The following is a 22140-nucleotide window of genomic DNA, read 5'->3' as shown; positions in this document are numbered from 1 at the left end:
TCCGAACCCTCGGTCCGGACCCGCCGTCCGAACCCTCGGTCCGGACCCGCCCTCACAGCTCTTACGGCGCCAGCACCGCGTTCGACGGCCCGCGCTCCTCCGACAGCCGCGCCGCGACCGCCTCCGCGTCCCGCAGCACCCGGACCGCGTTCGACCACGTCAGCTTGGCCAGGTCCGCGCGCGACCAGCCGCGCCCGAGCAGCTCCGCGACCAGGTTCGGGTAGCCCGCCACGTCGTCCAGACCGGCCGGCGTGAAGGCCGTGCCGTCGTAGTCGCCGCCGATGCCGATGTGGTCCACGCCCGCGACCTCGCGCATGTGGTCCAGGTGGTCCGCCACCGTGGCCGCCGTCGCCACCGGCCGCGGCCGGCCCGCCTCGAAGGCACGGTGCAGGGCCATCGCCTCCGGCCCGGTGTCCAGGTGGTGCAGGCCGTGCGCGCGCAGGTTCTCGTCCGCCGCCTGCGTCCACTCCACCGCTTCCTGGAGGATGAACTTCGGCACGAACGTCGCCATCGCCACGCCGCCGTTGGCCTGCAGCCGTCCCAGCACGTCGTCGGGGATGTTGCGCGGGTGGTCGCAGATCGCCAGCGCCGACGAGTGCGAGAAGATCACCGGCGCCTCGGACACGTCCAGCGCGTCCCGCATCGTCGTCGCCGCCACGTGCGAGAGGTCGACGAGCATGCCGATGCGGTTCATCTCGCGTACGACCTCGCGGCCGAAGTCCGTCAGACCCCCGTGCCGCGGCTCGTCCGTCGCCGAGTCCGCCCAGTCCACGTTGAAGTTGTGGGTGAGCGTCAGGTACCGCACGCCCAGCGTGTGCAGGGCGCGCAGGGTGGCGAGGGAGTTGTTGATGGAGTGGCCGCCCTCGGCGCCCATCAGGGAGGCGATCCGGCCGGAGGCCCGGGCGGCCTCCATGTCGTCGGCCGTCAGCGCCCGTACGAGGTCGCCGGGGTAACGGTCGATCAGCTGGGCGACCGCGTCCACCTGCTCCAGCGTGGCGCTGACCGCGTCGTCGCCCGCGAGTTCCGCGGTGACGTACACGGACCAGAACTGCGCGCCGACGCCGCCCGCCCGCATCCGGGGGATGTCGGTGTGCAGGAACGCCGACTGGTCGGCCGCGATGTCGCGCTGCTCCAGGTCGTAGCGGACCTGCTTGCGCAGCGCCCACGGCAGGTCGTTGTGCCCGTCGACGACCGGGTGCTCCGCGAGCAGCGCCCGGGCCTCGTCGAGCCGCTCGCCGGCCGCGTCCGCACCGCTCACGGAAGCCGTCATCCCTGGGCCACCTTCGTCCGCAGCCGCTTGCCCTTCTCCGTGGCCTGGTCGTTGAGCTCCTGCTGGAACTCCACCATCCGGGCCATCAGGTCCGCGTCCTGCGTCGCCAGGATCCGCGCCGCCAGCAGCCCGGCGTTGCGCGCGCCGCCGACCGAGACCGTGGCCACCGGCACCCCGGCCGGCATCTGGACGATCGACAGCAGCGAGTCCATGCCGTCGAGGTACCGCAGCGGGACCGGGACGCCGATGACCGGCAGCGGGGTGACCGAGGCGAGCATGCCGGGCAGGTGGGCGGCGCCGCCCGCGCCGGCGATGACCGCCTTCAGGCCGCGGTCCGCGGCCGCCTCGCCGTACGCGATCATCTCGCGCGGCATCCGGTGCGCGGAGACGACGTCGACCTCGTAGGGGATCTCGAACTCGTCCAGGGCCTGGGCCGCGGCCTCCATGACCGGCCAGTCCGAGTCCGAGCCCATGACGATGCCGACGACGGGAGCCTGGGGGGAGCCCCCGGTACCGGTGGTGGAGGTGGGGAGGGAGGTGCTCATTCGGTGATCGTTCCTCTGAGGTAGCCGGCAGCGTGACGTGCGCGCTCCAGCACATCGTCCAGGTCATCGCCGTAGGTGTTGACGTGGCCGACCTTGCGGCCGTGTTTCACGTCCTTGCCGTACATGTGGATCTTCACCTGCGGGTCGTGCGCCATGCAGTGCAGGTACGCCGCGTACATGTCGGGGTAGTCCCCGCCCAGCACGTTGGCCATGACCGTCCAGCGGGCCCGAGGGCGCGGGTCGCCCAGCGGCAGGTCCAGGACGGCCCGGACGTGGTTGGCGAACTGCGAGGTGACCGCGCCGTCCTGGGTCCAGTGGCCCGAGTTGTGCGGGCGCATGGCGAGCTCGTTGACCAGGATGCGGCCGTCGGTGGTCTCGAACAGCTCGACGGCCAGGTGGCCCGTCACGCCGAGTTCCTTGGCGATGCGCAGGGCCAGCGCCTGGGCCTCGCCCGCCAGCTCCTCGGAGAGGTTCGGCGCGGGCGCGATGACGGTGTCGCAGACGCCGTCGACCTGGATGGACTCCACGACCGGGTACGCCACGGCCTGGCCGTGCGGGGAGCGGACGATGTTCGCCGCGAGCTCGCGGACGTAGTCCACCTTCTCCTCGGCGAGCACGGGGACACCCGCCTTGAAGGGCGCCTCCGCGTCGTCGGCCGTCCGCACGAACCACACGCCCTTGCCGTCGTAGCCGCCGCGCACGGTCTTGAGGATGACGGGGAAGCCGCCCACCTCCGCCGCGAACGCCGCCACGTCGTCCGGATCGCTCACGATCCGGTGGCGGGGGCTGGGTGCGCCGATCTCGTCGAGTCTGGCGCGCATCACCCCCTTGTCCTGGGCGTGCACCAACGCGTCGGGCCCCGGGCGGACGGGGATGCCGTCCGCTTCCAGGGCCCGGAGGTGTTCGGTGGGTACGTGCTCGTGATCGAAGGTGATCACGTCGCAGCCGCGCGCGAAGGCGCGCAACGTCTCCAGATCGCGATAGTCGCCGATGACGACATCGCTCACGACCTGGGCCGCCGAGTCCTGTGGGGTGTCACTGAGGATCTTGAATCTGATGCCGAGGGGGATGCCCGCCTCGTGGGTCATGCGGGCGAGCTGTCCGCCGCCGACCATGCCGACTACCGGGAACGTCACTCCACCAGGGTATCCGCCGGTATTCGGCCATCCGGACCAGGCCCGGGGCGGCCCGCCGGGACGGCCGGCCGGGTGCTCACCATCCGTGGACCGTGGGCCGCACGAGTGTCACAAGGCACACACGTTCCATCGGGCGGACACTTAGCATGGTCCGGTCGGCGCCCACGGCGCCCGACACCACCCCACACGGACCCGCACGACCGACGACCGCCGACCGAAAGGGACTGGCCATCACGTGAGTACGCCGAGAGCAGCGACGCTGGTCGAGCGCCTCCGCCCCGTCGCGCGGGAGGTCCTCAAGTTCGGCGCCGTCGGCGGTCTGGGCGTGGTGGTCAACTTCGGCGTCTTCAACCTGCTGCGCCACACCACCGACCTGGCGGTCGTACGCGCGAGTGCGATAGCCATCGCCGTGGCCATCGTCACGAACTACATAGGGTTCCGCTACTTCACCTACCGTGACCGCGACCGTCGCGGGCGCAGCCGTGAGCTGACCCTGTTCGTGCTGTTCAGCCTGGTCGGGATGGTCATCGAGAGCGGGGTGCTCTACGCGGCGACCTACGGGTTCGGCTGGGACGGCCCGCTGCAGAACAACGTGTTCAAGTTCCTGGGCATCGGTGTCGCCACCGTCTTCCGCTTCTGGTCGTACCGCACGTGGGTCTTCCGCACCCTGCCGGCACCCGAACCGGAGCTCGAGCCCGAACCGGAGCCCGAACCCGAACCCGAACCGGACCCCGCCCCCGTCACCCGTACGGCCGAACCGGTCCGCTAGCGGGCCGGTCCGCTACCGCACCGGCCGCGACGCGTCCTGCGGCGCCTCCGGCGCCGTACGGCTGAGGAACAGCGCGAAGACCGGCGGCTGCGCCTGGAGCAGCTCCAGCCGCCCACCGTCCGCCTCCGCGAGGTCCCGGGCGACGGCCAGGCCGATGCCCGTGGAGTTGCGGCCGCTGATGGCCCGCTCGAAGATCCGGTTGCCGAGGTCGGCCGGGACGCCCGGCCCCTCGTCGGTGACCTCGATGACCGCCTGGTTGCCGGTGACGCGCGTCCGCAGGGCGACCGTGCCGCCCCCGTGCATGAGCGAGTTCTCGATCAGGGTGGCCAGCACCTGCGAGACCGCGCCGGGGGTGCCCACCGCGCGCATCCCGTGCTTGCCGGAGCGCACGATCGCCCGCCCGGCGCTGCGGTAGGCCGGGCGCCACTCCTCCACCTGCTGCTTGACGACCTCGTCGAGGTCGAAGGGGACCGCGGACCCCGTCCGGGGGTCCCGGGAGTTCGTCAGCAGCCGCTGGACCACGTCCGTGAGCCGCTCCACCTGGGTCAGGGCGATCGTCGCCTCCTCCCGTACGGTCTCCAGGTCGTCCGTGACGGTGATCTCCTCCAGCCGCATCGACAGCGCCGTCAGGGGCGTGCGCAGCTGGTGGGAGGCGTCCGCGGCCAGCCGTCGCTCGGCGGTCAGCATCCGCCCGATCCGCTCGGCGCTGGAGTCCAGTACGTCGGCCACGCGGTCGAGCTCGGGGACCCCGTACCGCTTGTGCCGCGGCCGCGGGTCGCCGGAGCCCAGCCGCTCGGCGGTCTCGGCGAGGTCGGTCAGCGGGGACGCCAGCCGGTTGGCCTGGCGTACGGCGAGCAGCACGGCCGCGACGACGGCCAGCAGCGCGACCGCACCGACCACGGCCAGGGTGCGGCCGACCTCCTTGGTGACGGTGGAGCGGGACTCCTCCACCGTGACGCTCTCGCCGTGCTCGCCGCGGGCGGTGCCCCGCAGGACGCCGTCGCCGACCGGGGCGCCGATCTCGACGGGCGCCTGCCCGGGGACCTGGATGCGGGCGTGGCGGCCGGCGTCCAGCTGCTCGGCGAGCGCCTCGGCGTCCACCGGCTCCCGCTCCAGGACGTTGGCCTCGACCATGCCCAGCAGGCGCAGGGCCTCGGACTCGATCCGGTCCTGGGCGCTGCTGGTGATCGTCCGGGTCTCCACGATGACCAGGGAGACGCCGAAGACGGCGATCACGACGAGCACCACGGCGAGCGTGGAGTTGATCAGGCGGCGGCGCATGGCTGGGCTGGTGCTCTCAGCTCTTCTCGAAGCGGAAGCCGACACCGCGGACGGTGGCGATGTAGCGGGGGTTCGCCGCGTCGTCGCCGAGCTTCTTGCGCAGCCAGGAGATGTGCATGTCGAGGGTCTTGGTGGAGGACCACCAGGTGGTGTCCCAGACCTCGCGCATCAGCTGGTCGCGGGTGACGACCCGGCCGGCGTCGCGGACCAGGACCCGCAGCAGGTCGAACTCCTTCGCCGTGAGCTGGAGCTCCTCCTCCCCCATCCACGCGCGGTGCGACTCGACGTCGATGCGCACCCCGTGGGTGGCGGGCGGCTGGACGGGCTCGGCGGCGCCGCGCCGGAGCAGGGCCCGGACCCGGGCGAGCAGCTCGGCGAGGCGGAAGGGCTTGGTCACGTAGTCGTCGGCGCCGGCGTCCAGCCCGACGACGGTGTCCACCTCGTCGGCGCGGGCGGTGAGCACCAGGATCGGGAAGCCGTGGCCCTCGGCGCGCAGCCGGCGGGCGACCTCCAGGCCGTCCATGCCGGGCAGGCCGAGGTCCAGGACGACAAGATCGACGCCGCCCTGCAGTCCCGCGTCCAGCGCGGTGGGGCCGTCCTCGCGGACCTCGACCTCGTACCCCTCCCGGCGCAGGGCGCGGGCCAGGGGTTCCGAGATGGATGCGTCGTCCTCGGCGAGCAGTACACGCGTCATGTGGGTGATGGTAGTCCGACGTGGCTCGCGGCAGGGGTGAGGTCGCACAGCCCTGACGATCTGGACTTATGGCCTCTTGACGGCCTTTGAATATGCCCACGCGGTTCCACGTTCACCTTGTGATCCATCTCTCAAGTCCTTTCATATGCCGCAGTGTCGTGTCGTATGGTGGCGAGACGTTCGATGCAGTAATCCGGGGATCTTTCTGCGTAAATACGCGTAAAGATCTCGTTTTGCTGCGCAAAACGTGAAAGTGAAAGACCTGTGGGCCGGGCCTTGGCGCGCGACGAAGCGTGCCGCGGGTGTGGATCCCGGACGGCGGTGATCCGCTGCCCGGTGCCGGCCACCTCTCACCGGGCGCGGACCAGCTCACGAAGCGGCGGCGTCCCGAGCAAGCAAGGATCGACATGGCTTCCAGCCTGACCCAGGCCTCGCCGAGCGCAGCTCACGAGAAGACCTTCCTCGGCCACCCCATCGGCCTGGCCACGCTGTTCATGACCGAGATGTGGGAGCGCTTCTCCTACTACGGCATGCGTGCGCTGCTCGTTCTGTACTTGGTCTCCGGTGGCGTCGACGCCGCGACCGGCAGCCAGGGCGGGGGCCTCGGCTTCACCGCGGCGACGGCCACGGCGATCTACTCCGTGTACGTGGCCATGGTCTACCTGATGGCCATGCCCGGCGGCTGGTTCGGTGACCGTGTCTGGGGCGCCCGCAAGACGGTCGCCATCGCCAGCTTCGTGATCATGGCGGGCCACGTGGCGCTCGCCGTGCCCGGCCAGCTCGCGTTCTTCGTCGGTCTGCTGCTGGTCGCGGTGGGATCCGGTCTGCTGAAGGCCAACATCTCCACGATGGTCGGCCACCTCTACGACGGTGTGGACGACTCGCGCCGTGACAGCGGCTTCACGATCTTCTACATCGGCATCAACGTGGGTGCCCTCCTCGCCCCGATCGGCATCGGCATGGTCGGCGAGCTCGTGAACTGGCACCTCGGCTTCGCGCTCGCCGCCGTCGGCATGGGCGTCGGCCTGCTGATCTTCCTGCTCGCCGGCCGCACCCTGAGCCCGAAGAGCAGCGTCGTCCCGAACCCGCTGACCGCGGCCGAGCGCAAGGCCGTGATCGTCAAGGCCCTCGCCGCCGTCGCCGTCATCGCCGTCTTCTACGGCGCCGTGGTCGCGGCCGACATGTTCACCATCAAGTGGGCGCTGTACCCGATCACCATCGCCGGTCTGGTCATTCCGGTCGCCGTCCTCGCCCGTATCAAGCGGGACAAGGACCTGACGTCCGTCGAGCAGACCCGGATGAGCGCCTACATCTGGTTCTTCGTGGCCGCCGCCGTCTTCTGGATGATCTACGACCAGGGTGGTTCGACGCTCTCGCTGTTCGGTGACAAGAACTCCGAGCGCAGCCTGTTCGGCTGGGAGGTCCCGACCACGATCTTCCAGTCGCTGAACCCGCTCTTCGTGGTGGCCCTGGCCCCGGTCTTCGCCGCCGTGTGGGTGGCCCTGGCGCGCCGCAACCGCGAGCCCAGCACCATCGTGAAGTTCTCGGCCGCCCTGGTCATCGTCGGCGCCTCGTTCTTCGTCTTCGCGCTGCCGCTGAGCCAGACCGCCGGCAACGACACCAAGGTCACCATGTGGTGGCTCGTGCTCATCTTCCTGATGCACACGCTCGCCGAGCTGTGCCTCTCCCCGGTCGGCCTGTCGGTCACCACGAAGATGGCGCCGCAGAAGTACGGCTCCCAGATGATGGGCGTCTGGTTCCTGGCCGTCACCGCCGGTGACTGCATCACCGGTCTGCTCGGTCTGGCCGAGGTCCAGCTGAACGGCGTCGGCGTGATCCTCTTCCAGGCGTTCGCCGCCGTCCTCGCCGGTGTCGCGATCTTCATGTACCGCAAGAAGGTCAACGCGCTGATGGGCGACATGAACTGACGCGTCCCGCTCCGTCGGACGGCCCGGCACACCTGTGAGGTGTGCCGGGCCGTCCGCGTGTTCAGCGGGTGCCGCGCAGGCGGCGCCACGGGGTGAACGTGAAGACCGCGCCGCCGAGCAGGATCACGGTGCCGGCGACCAGGGCGAGCGCCCGCAGGCCGCCCTCGTCCTCGGCACCGGTGTCCGCGAGGCCGCCGGTGGTGGCGGTGCCGCCGTCGCTCTGGGAGCCGGAGCCGCCCGGCTGGGCGGCGGTGTCCAGCTCCAGCGAGACGCCGCTGCCGGTGGCCTTGCAGGGCACGTTGATCGGCGCGCTGCCCGGGGCCATCGTGACGTCGATCGTCAGCTGGTCCGGGCTGAGCGTGACCTTGCCGCTCTTGCCGGGCTTGTAGGTGCCCGTCATGTCGCTCAGGCTCACCGGGGCGCCCTGCGGGATGGCCTCGGCGTTGGCGGGGCCGGTGACCTTGACGGTTCCGCTGTCGGCACCGCCGAGCTTGACGTTCATGGACGGCTTGAGCGCGCCCGCCGGCAGGGCCATGGGGCTGGCCATGGCGCCCTTGGCGGTCTTGACCGTGAGGTCGTAGCCGCCGCCGTTCTTCTTGGCGTTGATCGTCACCGGGGTCTTGATGCCGCCGGGGACCACCGCGCCGCAGTCGAAGCTGACCTCGACGGGCTTGCCCGGGAAGTCGGTCTGACCGCCGCCACCGCCGCTGGTGGCGCCACCGGTCGAGGTCGAGCCGCCGGTGGTGGTGCCACCGGTCGAGGTCCCGCCGGTCGTGGTGCCGCCGGTGGTGGTCGTGCCGCCGGACGTCGTACCGCCGGTGGAGCCGCCGTCGGTGACCTTGATCGTCGCGCCGACCCCGGCGTCCTCCTTGGGCGAGCACTTGGTGACGAAGCCGCTGAAGTCGACGTCGTACTTGCCCGGCGTGATCGTGACGTCGCCGGCCTTGGTCAGCTTGATCTTGCCCTTCATGTCGGACATGACCATGGGGGCCTTCTTCGGGATGGGCGGGTTCTTGCGCTCGCCCTCCAGCTTGGCCTCCCCGCTCTGGGCGCCGCCCAGCTTCACGTAGCCGATGGGCTTGACCGTGTCCTTGGGCAGGTCCATCAGGTCGGTGTTGTTCGAGGCCGGCTTGGTCGTCTTCCAGACCACCTCGACCTCGTCGCCCACCTTGGCGGTGGCGGGCGCGGTGATCGAGACGGTGGTGGTGCCCTGGACCGGGCCACCGCCGCCGGCCGGCGGAATGCACTCCACCTTGTACGACACCTCGGCGGCCTGGGCGGGTGCCGCTGCCAGCAGGATTCCCGCTCCGCCGAGCATCAACGCGACCCCGGCCGCGCTCATCCTCCGTTGGATGCTCACGAATGTCCCTTCGTTGTCGGATGGTCCTGTGCCGGTGCGGACGGCTGTGCTGATCCCGGTGCGCTGTCCGGGGTGAACCACGGCAGGACCGCCGTGGTGGTCTGGGGGGCGCCGGGCGGGGACGGCGCGGTCCCCTCCTGCCCGGCGGCGGGTGCGGTGCGGGGGCGGACCTTGTCGACGACGGCCATGCCGATCCGGAAGAGGGCGGCCGGGACGACGATGCCCAGCAGCACCCAGAACAGCAGGACGCCGTACGGGCGGTCGACGCCCCAGGGCTGGGCGGCCAGGACCTTCTCGCCGTACTTGAGGGAGACCGTGTAGTCGCCGTACGCGCCGGCGGTCAGCGCCACGTCGAGCTCGACGCGCGCCTTCTGGCCGGGCTGGATGGTGCCCTTCCACGGGGCCTCCTCCCACAGCGGGGCGAAGACGCCGTGGGCGGTGCCGAGCTGGAAGACGGGGTCCTTGACGGGGGCGGAGCCGAGGTTGCCGACCGTGACGACGAACTTCCGGGACGGCGGGGCGCCGAACCAGGTCAGGACGCCGTCGTCGCCCTGGAGCTCGACGCCGGTGAGCAGCGCCAGGCGGGCGGTGCCGGACTCGGCGGGCAGCTCGGCGACCTCGTGGTCGGTGATCTTGAACGGGGTGGCGACGGTGGACTGGTCGCCGTTGACCGAGGTCACGTTGACCACGCAGGGGCACGGCCTGGGCGGGGCGACGACGGGCAGCTGGGCGGCGAAGGCCCCGCCGGCGTCGACGGAGACGGCCACCCCGTCGGCGTTGGCGCAGCTGTTGGTGCCGCCGATCATGTTCTGCCCGCAGAGCAGCAGCATCACCATGGTCCCGGCGGGCCAGCCGGTACCGGTGACGGTCAGCCCGGTCCCCTTGGCGGCCTCCTGGAGGGACAACGACACGGCCGGCTTGGCGACGGCCGCGGCCCGGGCGCCCTGCGGGGCGCCCACAAGTGCCAGCGCGACCAGGCACGCGGCGACGACGGCGGCTCGCCCCACGCGCCACGGCCGCCACGGGGCCGGCCGCCGGGCGGCCGCGGTGGGGGTGGGCGCGGGGGCCGACGCGGTCCTGACCTTGCCGATCACCTGGCGGCTCCCGTCAACTCGTGCTCCGGTGCGGATGGCTGCCGCGGCTCCGGTTCCGCCGGGGGGCGGGAACGGCGGCCGCGGACGAGGAGGTGGGCGGCGTACGCGAAGCCGCCCAGGGCGAGCAGGCCGGCGCCCGTCCAGCCCGCCACGCCCCACGGCAGGAACCACGCCGACGCGGCGGCCCGCGCCCGCGCCCCGCCGGGGGCCGCGACCGTCAGGGTCAGCGCGACCCGGTCCAGGACCGGCGCCCCGGGCCAGGGCTCGGTCAGCTCGACCCGCTGACCCGGCAGCAGCTCCACCGGCACCGCGCGCGAGGTCCGGCCGGGCACGTCGCCGAACAGGCCCCGCGCGTCGACCGTCAGCTGTGGGGCCAGCGCCACGTTCCCCCGGTTGACCAGGGCGTACGTGATGACGGCCGCCGCGCCCCGGCCGCGGACCCGGACGTCCTCGACCGTGAGCGCGGCGACCTGCGGGCCGCTGACCCGCAGGTGGACCCGTACCCCCGCCTCGTGGCCGCCCTCGGCGGCGACGACCGCGACCGGGTGGTCGCCGGGCGCGGCGGTGGGCGGCACGGTGACCGTGAAGGGGACCACCGCGCGCGTGCGGGGCGGGATCCGTACGGTGCCGGCGGCGCCGAAGCCGATCCAGGGGCCGGCCCCCTTCGACTCCCGGGGCGGGCGCACCGCGAAGGCGCCGTCCGCCGTGTTGTAGGCGTCGGCCCCGCGCAGGGTGATCACGCGCTCCTGGTCGGTGGGGTTGGTGAGGGCGAGCCGGTCCTCCAGCACGGTGCCGGGCACGCCTTGCAGGTAGAAGTACGGGCGGGCGGCGCCGGGCGTACCGGCGCCGGCGACGGGCTCGGCCGTCCAGCCGGGACCGGCGCCAGCGGCCGATCCGTCGGCCCTGGCGGAAGCGACGGTCGGCAGGAGGAGCGCGAGCGCGAGCAGCAGGACACGCAGGGCGGTGCGCGGCGGGGGTGCGGGGGGCATGGGCGGGGGGTGGCCGTTCAGGACCGGGCCCGGCGGCCGCGCCGGGTCAGCCAGAGCATCCCGGCGGCGCCGGACAGGAGCACGGTGGCGCCGAGGGTGCCCAGCGCGAGGGCGGAGTCGGCGGGGCCGGTCTGCGGCAGGGTGTCGGCGGGGGCCTCGTCATCGCCCTGCGGCGTACCGCCACCACCGCCGGCGGCTGTCACGTCCAGCGTCAGGGACGGACCGGGGCTGTTGCCGGGGGTGCAGGTGGTCTCCGTCATCATCGCCTTGATGGTGAGGACACCGGCGGTGAAGGTGACCTTGCCGCTCTTCTTCGGGGTGTAGGTGCCCGAGAGGTCGGAGATCTTGATCGGGGTGTTGGCGGGCGCGGCCTCGGCGTTGGGCGGTCCGGAGACCGGCACGCTCGTCTTCTCCGCGCCGTCCACCACGATCAGCGCGCTGGGGTTCATCGCGCCCTTGCCCAGCTCGATGGGGCTGGACGAGACGCCCTTCTGGAAGGACATCGTCAGCCGGTAGCCGTCGCCCTCCTTGACCGCCTTGATGTCGATGGGCGACACCGCGGACTTGTCGCCGATCGGGGTCTTGCAGTCGTACGCGACGTCGACGACGTCGGCGTGGGCGGCGGGAGCGGCGGCCAGCACCACCGCCGGTCCGGCCGCCAGCGCGGTGGCGAGCGCGAGCGCGGGCACCGTGGAGCGTTTGCGGTTGGACACCTTCGTCTTCCCCTCGGACCACCATTACCTGACGGCATATCAGATCGGTGGCTCAAGGTACGCCCGGGGCCTTACGGAGGGAAGACAAAGGACAGCCCGGGATTGACGTCGCGTCAGTGGGCGCGGACCCCTCGCTGCCAGACGGCCGAGACCAGCGGGACGCCCGGCCGGTAGGCGAGGTGGACATGGCTCGGGGCGTCGAGCAGCGCCAGGTCGGCGCGCGCGCCGGGGGTCACCGTGCCGACATCCGTACGGCGCAGCGCACGGGCACCGCCGGCGGTCGCGGCCCACAGGGCCTCGTCCGGCGTCATGTGCATGTCGCGGACGGCGAGGGCGATGCAGAACGGCATCGAGCTGGTGTAGGAGGACCCCGGGTTGCAGTCGGTGGACAGCGCCACGGTCACGCCCGCGTCCAGCAGCCGGCGGGCGTCGGGCCACTGGGCGCGGGTGGAGAACTCGGCGCCCGGCAGCAGGGTGGCCACCGTACGGCCGCCGCTGCTCGCCAGGGCGTCGACGTCGGCGTCGGTCAGGTGGGTGCAGTGGTCGGCGGAGGCGGCCTCCAGCTCGACGGCGAGCTGCACGCCGGGGCCGTAGGTGAGCTGGTTGGCGTGGACGCGCGGAACAAGGCCCCGGGCGGCGCCGGCGGTGAGGATCGCGCGGGCCTGGTCGCCGTCGAAGGCGCCCTTCTCGCAGAAGACGTCCACCCAGCGGGCGTACGGGGCGCACGCGTCCAGCATCGGTCCGGTGACCAGGTCGACGTAGCCGGCCGGGTCCTCGGCGTAGTCCGGGGAGACGATGTGCGCGCCGAGGTAGGTGACCTCGTCGGTGTGCGCGGCGGCGATGCGCAGGGCGCGGGCCTCGTCCTCGACGGTGAGGCCGTAGCCGGACTTGGTCTCGAAGGTCGTGGTGCCCTGGCGGCGGGCCTCGTCGAGGTGGCGGACGAGGCCCGCCTCCAGCTCGGCGTCGGTGGCGGCGCGGGTGGCGGCGACGGTGGTGCGGATGCCGCCGGCGGAGTAGGCGCGGCCGGACATCCGGGCGTTGAACTCCTGGGTGCGGTCGCCCGCGAAGAGGAGGTGGCTGTGGCTGTCGACGAAGCCGGGGATCAGGGCGCGGCCCTGCGCATCGAACGCCGCGTCGGTGGCGGGCGCCGTGGCGGAGGGGCCGACCCAGGCGACGGTCTCGCCGTCGATGACGACCGCGGCGTCCTGGATGAGGCCGAGGGGGCCGTTGCCGAGGGCGGGGTCGTTGGTGACGAGGCTGCCGATGTTGGTGATGACGGTGGTGGTCATGGGGTCCCTTCGGTTACTGGTTCCGGGGCCCGGCCCCGGGCCCGTTCGGGGGCTCCGCCCCCACACCCCCGCGCCTCAAACGCCGGCGGGGCTGGAGTGGTGCCCGGTGGCGCCGGATTGGCGCCCGGTGAGGCCGGGCGGTCCCCCGGTGGGGCTAAGGGTTCGGGGCCCGGCCCCGGGCCCCGTCGGGGGCTCCGCCCCCGCACCCCCGCGCCTCAAACGCCGGCGAGGCTGGAATGGGGGCCCGGCAGCGCCGAACGGTTGCCCCTCGGGGGCTGGATGGGGTGCCCAGCGGCGCTGGGAGGTTGCCCGCCGCGGGGCTGGGATGCCGCGGAGCGGCATTTCCAGCCCGCGCGGCGTTTGAGCGCACGGGCGCGGAGCGCACGTAGGGGGGCCCGGGGCCCGGTCAGCCGCGGAGGGCTGCGATGGCATCGGTCAATGCGGTCGGGATGTCCGGGACCAGGGTGTGGGTCCCGTCGCGGACGATGTGGCGGCCGCCGACCACCGTGTGGCGGACGTCCGCCGCCGTCGCCGCGAAGACCGCCGTCTCGGCGCCGAGCCGCGGCAGGGGACCGGCGGTGCGGACCGAGTCCAGGGCGACCGTGGTGAAGTCGGCGAGCGCGCCCGCCTCCAGGCGGCCGGCGTCGGGCCGGCCCAGGGCCGCGTGGCCGCCGGCCGTCGCCGCCGTCAGCAGCGCGTTCGCCGTCCAGTGTCCCCGCGTACGGCTGCGCAGCCGCTCGTTGAGTTCCATCGCGCGCGCCTCCTCCAGCAGGTCGATCACCGCGTGGCTGTCGCTGCCGAGCGACAGCGGGCTGCCGGCGGCCTGCAGGCGGGTGGCCGGGCCGATGCCGTCGGCGAGGTCCCGTTCCGTGGTGGGGCACATGCAGGTACCGGTGGTGGTGCCGCCGAGCAGGGCGATGTCGGTGTCCGTCAGGTGCGTGTTGTGGACGCCGGTCGTGCGCGGGCCGAGCACCCCGTGGTCGGCCAGCAGCTGCGTCGGGGTCCGCCCGTGCGCGGCCTGGCAGGCGTCGTTCTCGGCGGTCTGCTCCGACAGGTGCACGTGCAGCGGGGCCCCCCGCTCCTCGGCCCAGCGCGCGACAGTGGCGAGCTGGTCGGCCGGAACGGCGCGTACGGAGTGGATCGCGGCGCCGATCAGGGCGTGCTCGCGCGGCTTGAGGGCGGCTGTGCGCTCGGCCCAGGCGTCCGCGGTGCCGTCGCAGAAGCGCAGCTGGTGGGCGTCGGGGGCCTTGCCGAAGCCGCTCGACAGGTACGCCGTGTCCAGCAGCGTGATCCGGATGCCGGCCTCGGCCGCGGCCTCGATCAGGGCCTCGCCCATGGCGTTGGGATCGGCGTACGGGGTGCCGCCGGGGGCGTGGTGGACGTAGTGGAACTCGCCCACGTTGGTGATGCCGGCCAGCGCCATCTCGGCGTACACGGCGCGGGCGAGCGCCCGGTAGGTGTCCGGGGTGAGGTTCTGGGCGACCCGGTACATGACCTCGCGCCAGGTCCAGAACGTGCCGGAGCCCACCTGCACGGTGCCGCGCAGGGCCCGGTGGAAGGCGTGGCTGTGGGCGTTGGCCAGGCCCGGCAGGGTCAGGCCGCGCAGCACCTCGGCGCCGGGCGGCGGGGCCCCGGTGCCGGTGCGGACGGCGGCGATGCGGCCGTCGGCGGAGATCTCCAGGGCGACGCCCGGCTCGACATTCGTGCCGAGCCAGGCGTGCTCCAGCCAGTACGTCGTGGGCGCGGTCAGCGGCACGCGAGGCCTTCCAGTACGTCGGCGAGGGCGAGGACACCGGCGACGCAGTCGTCCTCCTCGGCGGATTCCGCCGGGGAGTGCGAGACGCCGGTGGGGTTGCGCACGAACAGCATCGCGGTCGGGACGGCCGCGGAGAGGATCCCGGCGTCGTGTCCCGCGCCCGTGCCCAGGACCGGCACGGATCCGCCCAGGAGCCGGTTGATCTCGTCGCGCAGGGCGTGCCCGAACTCGATCTCCGGGGTGAAGGACTCGCGGACGACGGCCAGGTCGACGCCGTCCCGGGCGGCGTGCTCCTGGGCGGCCTTCTCGACGGCCGTGACGACCGTGTCGAGGGTGGCCTGGTCGGCGGCGCGGGAGTCGAGCCAGCCGCGCACCAGGGACGGGATGGCGTTGACCCCGTTGGGCTCGACGGCGATCTTGCCGAAGGTCGCGACGGCGCCGGCCAGGGCGGCCTCGGTGCGGGCGGCCAGGACGGTCGCCGCGTACGTGAGCATCGGGTCGCGGCGGTCCACCAGGCGGGTGGTGCCGGCGTGGTTGGCCTCGCCGCGGAAGTCGAAGCGCCAGCGGCCGTGCGGCCAGATCGCGGAGGCGATGCCGACCCGGTCGCCCGTCAGGTCCAGGGCCCGGCCCTGTTCGACGTGCAGTTCGACGAAGGCGCCGATGCGGGCGAGGCGTTCGGGGTCGGCCCCGATGGCCTCGGGGTCGTACCCGGCGGCCTCCATGGCCTGGGGCAGGCTGACGCCGTCCCCGTCGCGCAGCGCGAAGGCCTTCTCCTTGGTCAGCTGGCCGGCGGCGAGCCGGGAGCCGACGCAGGCGAGGCCGAACCGGGCGCCCTCCTCGTCACCGAAGTTGGTGATGGCCAGCGGCCGGGTGATCTCCGCTCCCCTGCGGCGGAGCTCGTCCAGCGCGGCGAAGGAGGAGACCACGCCGAGCGGGCCGTCGAAGGCGCCGCCGTCGGGTACGGAGTCCAGGTGCGAGCCGGTGACGACGGCGTCCCCGGCGAGGGGGTCGCCGAGCCAGGCCCACTGGTTGCCGTTGCGGTCGACCTCGTAGGCGAGGCCGCGCGCCTCGGCCTGGGCCCGGAACCAGGCCCGGCAGTCGGCGTCGGCGCCGGTCCAGGCGTAGCGGCGGTAGCCGCCGGTGCCGCTGTCGCGGCCGACCGGCCGGAGCTCGGCCCACATCTGGTGGAACGAGGCTCCGGCGGCGGGGGCGTGCTGGGTCACGCGGAGTCACCCTCACGCATGGGGACGCGGACGCCGCGCTCGTCGGCGACGGACTCGGCGATGTCGTAGCCGGCGTCGACGTGGCGGATGACGCCCATGCCCGGGTCGTTGGTCAGGACGCGGCGGATCTTCTCGCCGGCGAGCTTGGTGCCGTCGGCCACGGTGACCTGGCCGGCGTGGATGGAGCGGCCCATGCCGACGCCGCCGCCGTGGTGGATGGAGACCCAGGACGCGCCGGAGGCGACGTTGACCATGGCGTTGAGCAGCGGCCAGTCGGCGATGGCGTCGGAGCCGTCGAGCATGGCCTCGGTCTCGCGGTACGGGGAGGCGACGGAGCCGCAGTCGAGGTGGTCGCGGCCGATGGCCAGGGGCGCGGCGAGGGTGCCGTCGGCGACCATCTCGTTGAAGCGCTCGCCGGCCTTGTCGCGCTCGCCGTAGCCGAGCCAGCAGATACGGGCGGGCAGGCCCTGGAAGTGGACGCGCTCGCCGGCCATCTTGATCCAGCGGTGCAGGGACTCGTTCTCGGGGAACAGCTCCAGCATCGCCTTGTCGGTCCTGGCGATGTCGGAGGCCTCGCCGGACAGGGCGGCCCAGCGGAAGGGGCCCTTGCCCTCGCAGAACAGCGGGCGGATGTAGGCGGGGACGAAGCCGGGGAAGGCGAACGCGCGGTCGTAGCCGGCCAGCTGGGCCTCGCCGCGGATGGAGTTGCCGTAGTCGAAGACCTCGGCGCCGGCGTCCATGAAGCCGACCATGGCCTCGACGTGCTTGGCCATGGACTCGCGGGCCCGCGTGGTGAAGCCGGCCGGGTCCTTGGCGGCGTAGGAGGCCATGTCGTCGAAGTCGACGCCGACGGGGAGGTAGGACAGCGGGTCGTGGGCCGAGGTCTGGTCGGTCACGATGTCGATCGGGGCGCCCTCGGCCAGCATCTGCGGCAGCAGGTCGGCGGCGTTGCCGAGCAGGCCGATGGAGAGCGGCTTGCGGGCGTCGCGGGCCTCGACGGCGAGCTGGAGGGCGTGCTGGAGGCTGTCGGCCTTCACGTCCAGGTAGCGGTGCTCGATGCGGCGCTCGATGGCGCGCGGGTCGACGTCGATGCAGATCGCGACGCCGTCGTTCATCGTCACGGCCAGCGGCTGGGCGCCGCCCATGCCGCCGAGGCCGGCGGTCAGGGTGATGGTGCCGGCCAGCGTCCCGCCGAACTTCTTGGCGGCGACGGCGGCGAAGGTCTCGTAGGTGCCCTGGAGGATGCCCTGGGTGCCGATGTAGATCCACGAACCGGCGGTCATCTGGCCGTACATGGTCAGGCCCAGGTGCTCCAGGCGGCGGAACTCCTCCCAGTTGGCCCAGTCGCCGACCAGGTTGGAGTTGGCGAGCAGCACGCGCGGGGCCCACTCGTGGGTCTGCATCACGCCGACCGGGCGGCCGGACTGGACGAGCATCGTCTCGTCCTGCTTGAGGGTCTGCAGCGTGCGCACCATGGCGTCGAAGGAGCGCCAGTCGCGGGCCGCCTTGCCGGTGCCGCCGTAGACGACGAGCTTGTCGGGGTGCTCGGCGACCTCGGGGTCGAGGTTGTTCTGGAGCATCCTCAGGGCGGCCTCCTGCTGCCATCCCAGGGTGCTGAGCTGGGTGCCGCGCGCGGCCCGTACGGGGCGGGGTCCTGACATGGCGGTGCCTCCTGACGATGTTGGTCAATCCATTCACATCCTTCCTCCCTGAATAGATTCAGTCAACAGCTGCGCGCGGACCGGTCGGGTGGTTGGCTGGCGGACATGGCCGCAGACTCCGCGTTCCCGGACAGGCGTCAGAGCACGGAAGGCGCCGCCGCGCGCCGCGATCTGGCCGTACGGGCCGCGGTCGCCCAGGGGCTGGTGGGCGGTACGGAGGGCTGCGAGCCACTGGTCTGCCTGCTGGACGTGGCCGGGATCCGGGCCTCCGCGGCCGCGCTGACCGCCGCGTTCACGGCCGCCCTGGCACCGGGCACCCCGGTGCTGCACGCCTTCGCGGTCAAGGCGGCCCCGCTGGTCCCCGTGCTGCGGCTGCTCGCGGCCGAGGGGATCGGCTGCGAGGTGGCCAGCCCCGGCGAGCTGGCGCTAGCCCGGGCGGCGGGGGTGGAGCCGGGGCGGACCGTGCTGGACTCCCCGGCCAAGACCCCGGCCGAACTGCGCGAGGCCCTCGCCCTCGGCATCGCCGTCAACGCCGACAACCGCCAGGAGCTGGAGCGGCTGGACGCCCTGGTGGCGGCGTTGCCGGCCGCCGCCGCGCCGGCCGCCACCGCCTCGCCGATCGGCATCCGGGTCAACCCGCAGACGGGCGCGGGCTCCATCGGCGCGCTCTCGACGGCCACCTCGACCTCGAAGTTCGGCGTGGCCCTGCGCGACGAGGGGGCGCGCGCCTGGCTGCTGCGCGCGTACGCCGAGCGCCCCTGGCTGACCCGGCTGCACACCCACTCCGGCTCCCAGGGGGTGCCGCTGCCGCTGATCGCGCAGGGCGTGCGCGAGCTGCACGGGCTGGCCGAGGAGATCAACGCGGCGGCCGTACGGCGTACCGGGCGGCGTCAGATCGACACGCTCGACATCGGCGGCGGGCTGCCGGTGAACTTCGCCTCGGACGCCGCGGCCCCGACGTACGCCGAGTACGTCGACGCCCTGCGCGAGGCCGTCCCGGCCCTGTTCGACGGCTCGTACGGCCTGGTGACGGAGTTCGGCCGGTCGCTGCTGGCCAAGCACGGCCTGGTGCTGGCCCGGGTCGAGTACACCAAGACCACCGGGGGCCGCCCGATCGCGCTCACCCACGCGGGCGTCCAGCTGGCGACCCGTACGGTCTACGCCCCGGACGCCTGGCCGGTGCGGATCCTCGCCTACGACGCCAAGGGGGCCCCGAAGACGGGTGCGCCGGTGGCCCAGGACGTCGCGGGCCCGGCCTGCTTCGCGGGCGACCTGCTGGCGCAGGACCGTCCGCTGCCGCCGCTCGCGCCCGGGGACCTGATCGGGGTGCCGGACACGGGCGCGTACTTCTTCACGGCCCACTACGGCTACAACAGCCTCCCGCGCCCGGCGGTGCACGGCTTCACGGTGACGGCCGCCAGCGAGGTGCGCTTCGCCCTGGCCCGCGCGGCCCAGTCACCGGCCGAGCTCGTCGCGGAGGCGGGCGGCGACCTGCGCGACGCCCTGCTCTAGCGCCGCTCAGGCGTCTGCGGCGTCTGCGGCAGCCGGGGCAGCCGATCCGGCCTGGGCGTCTGCGGCAGCCGGGGCAGCCGATCCGGCCTGGGCGAGGGTGGCGGCCAGGGCCGGGGTCAGGCCGCGCACCAGCTCGTCCGGGGCCAGGGCGGTCACCGCCGGGAGGCGGACCAGGTAGCGGGTCAGGGCCAGGCCCAGCAGCTGGGCGGAGACCAGCCCGGCCACCCGGGCGGCCGCGGGGCCGAGGGCGGCGGCCAGGGCCGGGGCCACCTGCTCCGCGAAGACGTCCCGCATCCGCCGGGCCGCCCGCTCGTTCGTCACCGCCGAGCGCAGCAGCACGAGCAGGGCGTCGTCCGCCGGGTCACCCTCCCAGCGGTCCACGAAGTGGCGTACGAGGGCTTCGGGCAGCCGGTCCGCGGCGACGGCGGACAGGTCCGGCAGGCGCAGGTCCACGGCGAGGGCCGCGTCGAAGAGCTTGTCCTTGCTGCCGAAGTACCGCATGACCATCGAGGGGTCGATCCCGGCGTCCGAGGCGACGCCCCGGATGGTCGTCCGCTCGTAGCCGTGGGCGGCGAAGTGGTCGCGGGCCGCCCGCAGGATAGTCGCCTTGGTCTGTTCCGCACTGCGCACCGTCATGCCAACAACTGTAGGCCAACAACCGTTGACATGCCAGGGCGACCGGGGGCACCCTGGAGTCAACAGTCGTTGGCCAACAAACGTTGGCATTCTGGAGGAGGCCACCGTGACCCGTTCCGCCGCACTCCCGGCCCGGACCGACGTCGCCATCGTGGGCGCCGGCCCGACCGGCCTCGCCCTCGCCGTCACCCTCGCGGAGGCGGGCGTCGACTTCGTCCTCCTCGACCGGCAGGCCGAGGGCACCAACGCCTCACGGGCCGCCGTCGTGCACGCCCGCACCCTGGAGGTCCTCGACGAGCTCGACCCCTCGGGGGCCCTGGCGGGCGAACTCACCGGCCGGGGCCTGCCGGTGAGCCGGTTCCGGCTGCGCGACGGAGCCCGTCCGCTCGCCTCGATCCGCTTCGACGGGCTGCCCACCGCCCACCCGTACGCGCTGATGGTCCCCCAGTACGAGACCGAGGCCGTGCTGCTCGGCCGGCTCCGCGCGCTCGGCCGTGACGTCCACCGCCCGTACGAGGTCGGCGCGGTCACCCAGGACGCCGACGGCGTCACGCTCACCATGACGACCGGCGAGAGCCTGCGCGCCGCGTACGCCGTCGGCGCCGACGGCATGCACAGCCGCGTCCGCGAGGCCGCCGGGATCGGATTCACCGGCGAGCGGTACGAGGAGTCGTTCGTCCTGGCCGACGTGGCCATGGAGTGGGCCCCGGGCCCGAGCGAGGTCTCGCTCACCTTCGGCGCCGCGGGCCTCGTCGTGGTCGCCCCGCTGCCCGGGGGGCGCTACCGGATCGTCGCCACCGTGGACGAGGCCCCGGCCACCCCCTCCCTGGCCTTCGTGCAGACCCTGCTCGACGAGCGCGCGCCGGGCCGGGCCACCGTCACCTCGCTCGTCTGGTCGTCACGGTTCCGCGTCCACCACCGGGTCGCCGACCGCTACCGGGCCGGCCGGCTGCTGCTGGCCGGGGACGCGGCGCACGTCCACAGCCCGGCCGGCGGCCAGGGCATGAACACCGGCATCCAGGACGGCCACGCCCTCGGCCGCGCCCTCGCCGGGGCGCTGGCCGAGGGCCCGGCCGAGGGCGTGGCCGCCCTCGACGGCTACGAGGCCCGGCGCCGCCCGGTGGCCCTGCGGGTGGTGGCGCTGACCCACCGGATGACCCGGGTGGCGACCCTGCGCAGCCCCGTCCTGCGCGCCGTGCGCAACACCGCGCTGCCGCTGCTCTCACGGATCCCGGCGCTGCGGAACCGGCTGGCGGCCGAACTGGCCGAGCTGCCCTACCGCTGAGCGCGGCGGACCTGGGGCGCGGCGGACCGGGGGCGGGGCGGACCCGGGGCGGGCTCACTCGACGAAGAGCCCCCGGGCGGCGGCCTTGGCGTCGAAGTCCTCCAGCCGGGCCTGCGCCTGCGGCAGGGCGTCCGCCATGGCCTCCAGCAGCACGCGGCCCAGCAGCATGGGCGCGCACGCGGTGTCGAAGGCGAGTCCGGTGCCGACCGGGGCCGGGATCAGCAGGTCGGAGTGGTGGGCCACCGGCGCGAAGGCGGAGTCGGCGACCGTGACGACCGTCAGCCCGGCCTTCCGCGCGTACCGCAGGGCCTCCACGACCTCCCGCGGGTGCCGGGGCAGCGCGAAGCAGAGCAGCGCGGACGCGCCGGAGCCGACGGCGGCGTCGATGCGGTCGGCGAGCATCGAGCCGCCTTCGTCGAGGAGGCGTACGTCGGGGTGCACCTTGCCCGCGAAGTAGGCGAAGCCGCGGGCCTGCGAGGACGCTGCGCGCAGGCCGAGCACGGGCAGCGGCGTGGAACCGGCGAGCAGCCGCCCCGCCTCCTCGACGGGCCCGGGCTCGGCGAGCACGGCGACCAGCCGGCGCAGGTTCTCGATCTCGCCCTCGACGGCCTGCTGGTAGGAGTTGTACGAGTCGCTGTCCACGGTCTCGGCCCGCTCGGCGGGCGCCACCTCGCGCAGGTACCGGCGCAGCGCCGGATACCCGTCGAAGCCGAGCGCGACCGCGAACCGGGTCACCGAGGGCTGGCTGACGCCGGCGAGCTCGGCCAGTTCGACGCTGGACAGGAACGGCACGTCGGCCGCGCCGCGCACCATGCAGTGCGCGATGCGGCGCTGGGTCGGCGTCAGCCGGTGCCCCTCGAACAGCTTCTGCAGCCGCGCGGCCGGGCTCTCGCTCATGGTCCGCCCCACCCATCCTCCGTCGCCGGGATCCCCGCTGATCTATTCAGTGTGTCAGCACTGTGCATGCGGTTATGCAGGACGGCAAGCGGCGGCCGCCCT

19 protein-coding genes are annotated in these 22140 nt (G+C 73.5%); 4 read left to right on the top strand and 15 right to left on the bottom strand.

Translation table 11 applies throughout. From position 1 onward, the window contains the following. Window positions 1-61: 61 nt before the first annotated feature. The 3 genes from ACZ6KO_RS25480 to ACZ6KO_RS25470 are packed head-to-tail and all read right to left on the bottom strand — an operon-like array spanning window position 62 to window position 2951. Complete coding sequence (locus tag ACZ6KO_RS25480) at window positions 62-1270, bottom strand: dipeptidase (RefSeq protein ID WP_469306298.1); 1209 nt, start codon at window positions 1268-1270, stop codon at window positions 62-64. Continuing rightward, window positions 1267-1815 (bottom strand): 5-(carboxyamino)imidazole ribonucleotide mutase, encoded by a 549-nt coding sequence (gene purE / locus ACZ6KO_RS25475; protein ID WP_469306297.1) that lies wholly within the window; start codon window positions 1813-1815, stop codon window positions 1267-1269. Before purE ends, ACZ6KO_RS25480 begins: the two co-directional genes overlap by 4 nt. Next, the gene (locus ACZ6KO_RS25470; RefSeq protein WP_469306296.1) at window positions 1812-2951 is read right to left on the bottom strand and encodes a 5-(carboxyamino)imidazole ribonucleotide synthase; all 1140 of its coding nucleotides are present in this window, start codon (window positions 2949-2951) and stop codon (window positions 1812-1814) included. The genes purE and ACZ6KO_RS25470 overlap by 4 nt, the downstream gene beginning before the upstream one ends. A gap of 235 nt (window positions 2952-3186) precedes the next feature. Here ACZ6KO_RS25470 and ACZ6KO_RS25465 point away from each other — a divergent pair, with 235 nt between their 5' ends. Continuing rightward, window positions 3187-3720, top strand: a complete 534-nt coding sequence (locus tag ACZ6KO_RS25465; protein ID WP_469306295.1) for a GtrA family protein — start codon at window positions 3187-3189, stop codon at window positions 3718-3720. A 12-nt stretch (window positions 3721-3732) separates the two neighbouring features. Here the strand turns inward: ACZ6KO_RS25465 and ACZ6KO_RS25460 are convergent, their stop codons facing one another. Both ACZ6KO_RS25460 and ACZ6KO_RS25455 read right to left on the bottom strand, forming a co-directional pair. After that, on the bottom strand, window positions 3733-5001 hold the full coding sequence (locus ACZ6KO_RS25460) for an ATP-binding protein (RefSeq protein WP_469306294.1): 1269 nt from the start codon (window positions 4999-5001) through the stop codon (window positions 3733-3735). Window positions 5002-5017: 16 nt separating this feature from the next. Next, complete coding sequence (locus ACZ6KO_RS25455) at window positions 5018-5695, bottom strand: response regulator transcription factor (RefSeq protein ID WP_389473172.1); 678 nt, start codon at window positions 5693-5695, stop codon at window positions 5018-5020. Between the two features lie 407 nt (window positions 5696-6102). On the opposite strand from ACZ6KO_RS25455, the gene ACZ6KO_RS25450 reads away from it, so the two are divergent. Next, window positions 6103-7623: a peptide MFS transporter gene (locus ACZ6KO_RS25450; protein WP_469306293.1), complete on the top strand. Its 1521-nt coding sequence runs from the start codon at window positions 6103-6105 to the stop codon at window positions 7621-7623. Between the two features lie 61 nt (window positions 7624-7684). Here ACZ6KO_RS25450 and ACZ6KO_RS25445 read toward each other — a convergent pair whose 3' ends face one another. The 8 genes from ACZ6KO_RS25445 to hutU all read right to left on the bottom strand — a co-directional run bounded on the left by ACZ6KO_RS25445 (window position 7685) and on the right by hutU (window position 17708). After that, a complete protein-coding gene (locus ACZ6KO_RS25445; protein WP_469306365.1) occupies window positions 7685-8965 on the bottom strand; it encodes a hypothetical protein in 1281 nt (426 codons plus the stop codon). A gap of 14 nt (window positions 8966-8979) precedes the next feature. Beyond that, on the bottom strand, window positions 8980-10077 hold the full coding sequence (locus ACZ6KO_RS25440; protein WP_469306292.1) for a hypothetical protein: 1098 nt from the start codon (window positions 10075-10077) through the stop codon (window positions 8980-8982). After that, a complete protein-coding gene (locus ACZ6KO_RS25435; protein ID WP_469306291.1) occupies window positions 10074-11066 on the bottom strand; it encodes a COG1470 family protein in 993 nt (330 codons plus the stop codon). The genes ACZ6KO_RS25440 and ACZ6KO_RS25435 overlap by 4 nt, the downstream gene beginning before the upstream one ends. 17 nt (window positions 11067-11083) lie before the next feature. Next, a complete protein-coding gene (locus ACZ6KO_RS25430; RefSeq protein ID WP_469306290.1) occupies window positions 11084-11779 on the bottom strand; it encodes an LPXTG cell wall anchor domain-containing protein in 696 nt (231 codons plus the stop codon). 113 nt (window positions 11780-11892) lie between these two features. Then, window positions 11893-13068: an imidazolonepropionase gene (gene hutI, locus ACZ6KO_RS25425; RefSeq protein WP_469306289.1), complete on the bottom strand. Its 1176-nt coding sequence runs from the start codon at window positions 13066-13068 to the stop codon at window positions 11893-11895. A gap of 406 nt (window positions 13069-13474) precedes the next feature. Next, entirely contained in the window at window positions 13475-14818 is a 1344-nt protein-coding gene (locus ACZ6KO_RS25420) for a formimidoylglutamate deiminase (RefSeq protein ID WP_469306364.1), read from the bottom strand. Continuing rightward, the gene (locus ACZ6KO_RS25415; RefSeq protein ID WP_469306363.1) at window positions 14815-16005 is read right to left on the bottom strand and encodes an allantoate amidohydrolase; all 1191 of its coding nucleotides are present in this window, start codon (window positions 16003-16005) and stop codon (window positions 14815-14817) included. The genes ACZ6KO_RS25420 and ACZ6KO_RS25415 overlap by 4 nt, the downstream gene beginning before the upstream one ends. 38 nt (window positions 16006-16043) lie before the next feature. Beyond that, window positions 16044-17708, bottom strand: a complete 1665-nt coding sequence (hutU, locus tag ACZ6KO_RS25410; protein WP_469306288.1) for a urocanate hydratase — start codon at window positions 17706-17708, stop codon at window positions 16044-16046. Window positions 17709-17813: 105 nt separating this feature from the next. Between hutU and ACZ6KO_RS25405 the strand changes: the two genes are divergently transcribed. Next, complete coding sequence (locus tag ACZ6KO_RS25405) at window positions 17814-19220, top strand: type III PLP-dependent enzyme domain-containing protein (protein WP_469306287.1); 1407 nt, start codon at window positions 17814-17816, stop codon at window positions 19218-19220. 6 nt (window positions 19221-19226) lie between these two features. Here ACZ6KO_RS25405 and ACZ6KO_RS25400 read toward each other — a convergent pair whose 3' ends face one another. Beyond that, window positions 19227-19856, bottom strand: a complete 630-nt coding sequence (locus tag ACZ6KO_RS25400) for a TetR/AcrR family transcriptional regulator (RefSeq protein WP_469306286.1) — start codon at window positions 19854-19856, stop codon at window positions 19227-19229. 106 nt (window positions 19857-19962) lie between these two features. Here ACZ6KO_RS25400 and ACZ6KO_RS25395 point away from each other — a divergent pair, with 106 nt between their 5' ends. Then, window positions 19963-21141 (top strand): FAD-dependent oxidoreductase, encoded by a 1179-nt coding sequence (locus tag ACZ6KO_RS25395; RefSeq protein WP_469306285.1) that lies wholly within the window; start codon window positions 19963-19965, stop codon window positions 21139-21141. Window positions 21142-21195: 54 nt separating this feature from the next. Here ACZ6KO_RS25395 and ACZ6KO_RS25390 read toward each other — a convergent pair whose 3' ends face one another. After that, a complete protein-coding gene (locus ACZ6KO_RS25390) occupies window positions 21196-22038 on the bottom strand; it encodes a MurR/RpiR family transcriptional regulator (protein WP_469306284.1) in 843 nt (280 codons plus the stop codon). Window positions 22039-22140: the final 102 nt, after the last annotated feature.

This window comes from Streptomyces sp. NPDC042102 (assembly GCF_055582305.1).
This window is presented reverse-complemented; position numbering and strand designations above follow the sequence as displayed.

Coding starts and splice junctions, on each gene's coding strand:
- ACZ6KO_RS25480 (WP_469306298.1), bottom strand. CDS start 1,270: ATGACGGCTTCCGTGAGCGGTGCGGACGCGGCCGGCGAGCGGCTCGAC.
- purE (WP_469306297.1), bottom strand. CDS start 1,815: ATGAGCACCTCCCTCCCCACCTCCACCACCGGTACCGGGGGCTCCCCC.
- ACZ6KO_RS25460 (WP_469306294.1), bottom strand. CDS start 5,001: ATGCGCCGCCGCCTGATCAACTCCACGCTCGCCGTGGTGCTCGTCGTG.
- ACZ6KO_RS25455 (WP_389473172.1), bottom strand. CDS start 5,695: ATGACGCGTGTACTGCTCGCCGAGGACGACGCATCCATCTCGGAACCC.
- ACZ6KO_RS25450 (WP_469306293.1), top strand. CDS start 6,103: ATGGCTTCCAGCCTGACCCAGGCCTCGCCGAGCGCAGCTCACGAGAAG.
- ACZ6KO_RS25445 (WP_469306365.1), bottom strand. CDS start 8,965: ATGAGCGCGGCCGGGGTCGCGTTGATGCTCGGCGGAGCGGGAATCCTG.
- ACZ6KO_RS25435 (WP_469306291.1), bottom strand. CDS start 11,066: ATGCCCCCCGCACCCCCGCCGCGCACCGCCCTGCGTGTCCTGCTGCTC.
- hutI (WP_469306289.1), bottom strand. CDS start 13,068: ATGACCACCACCGTCATCACCAACATCGGCAGCCTCGTCACCAACGAC.
- ACZ6KO_RS25415 (WP_469306363.1), bottom strand. CDS start 16,005: ATGTGGGCCGAGCTCCGGCCGGTCGGCCGCGACAGCGGCACCGGCGGC.
- hutU (WP_469306288.1), bottom strand. CDS start 17,708: ATGTCAGGACCCCGCCCCGTACGGGCCGCGCGCGGCACCCAGCTCAGC.
- ACZ6KO_RS25405 (WP_469306287.1), top strand. CDS start 17,814: ATGGCCGCAGACTCCGCGTTCCCGGACAGGCGTCAGAGCACGGAAGGC.
- ACZ6KO_RS25400 (WP_469306286.1), bottom strand. CDS start 19,856: ATGACGGTGCGCAGTGCGGAACAGACCAAGGCGACTATCCTGCGGGCG.
- ACZ6KO_RS25390 (WP_469306284.1), bottom strand. CDS start 22,038: ATGAGCGAGAGCCCGGCCGCGCGGCTGCAGAAGCTGTTCGAGGGGCAC.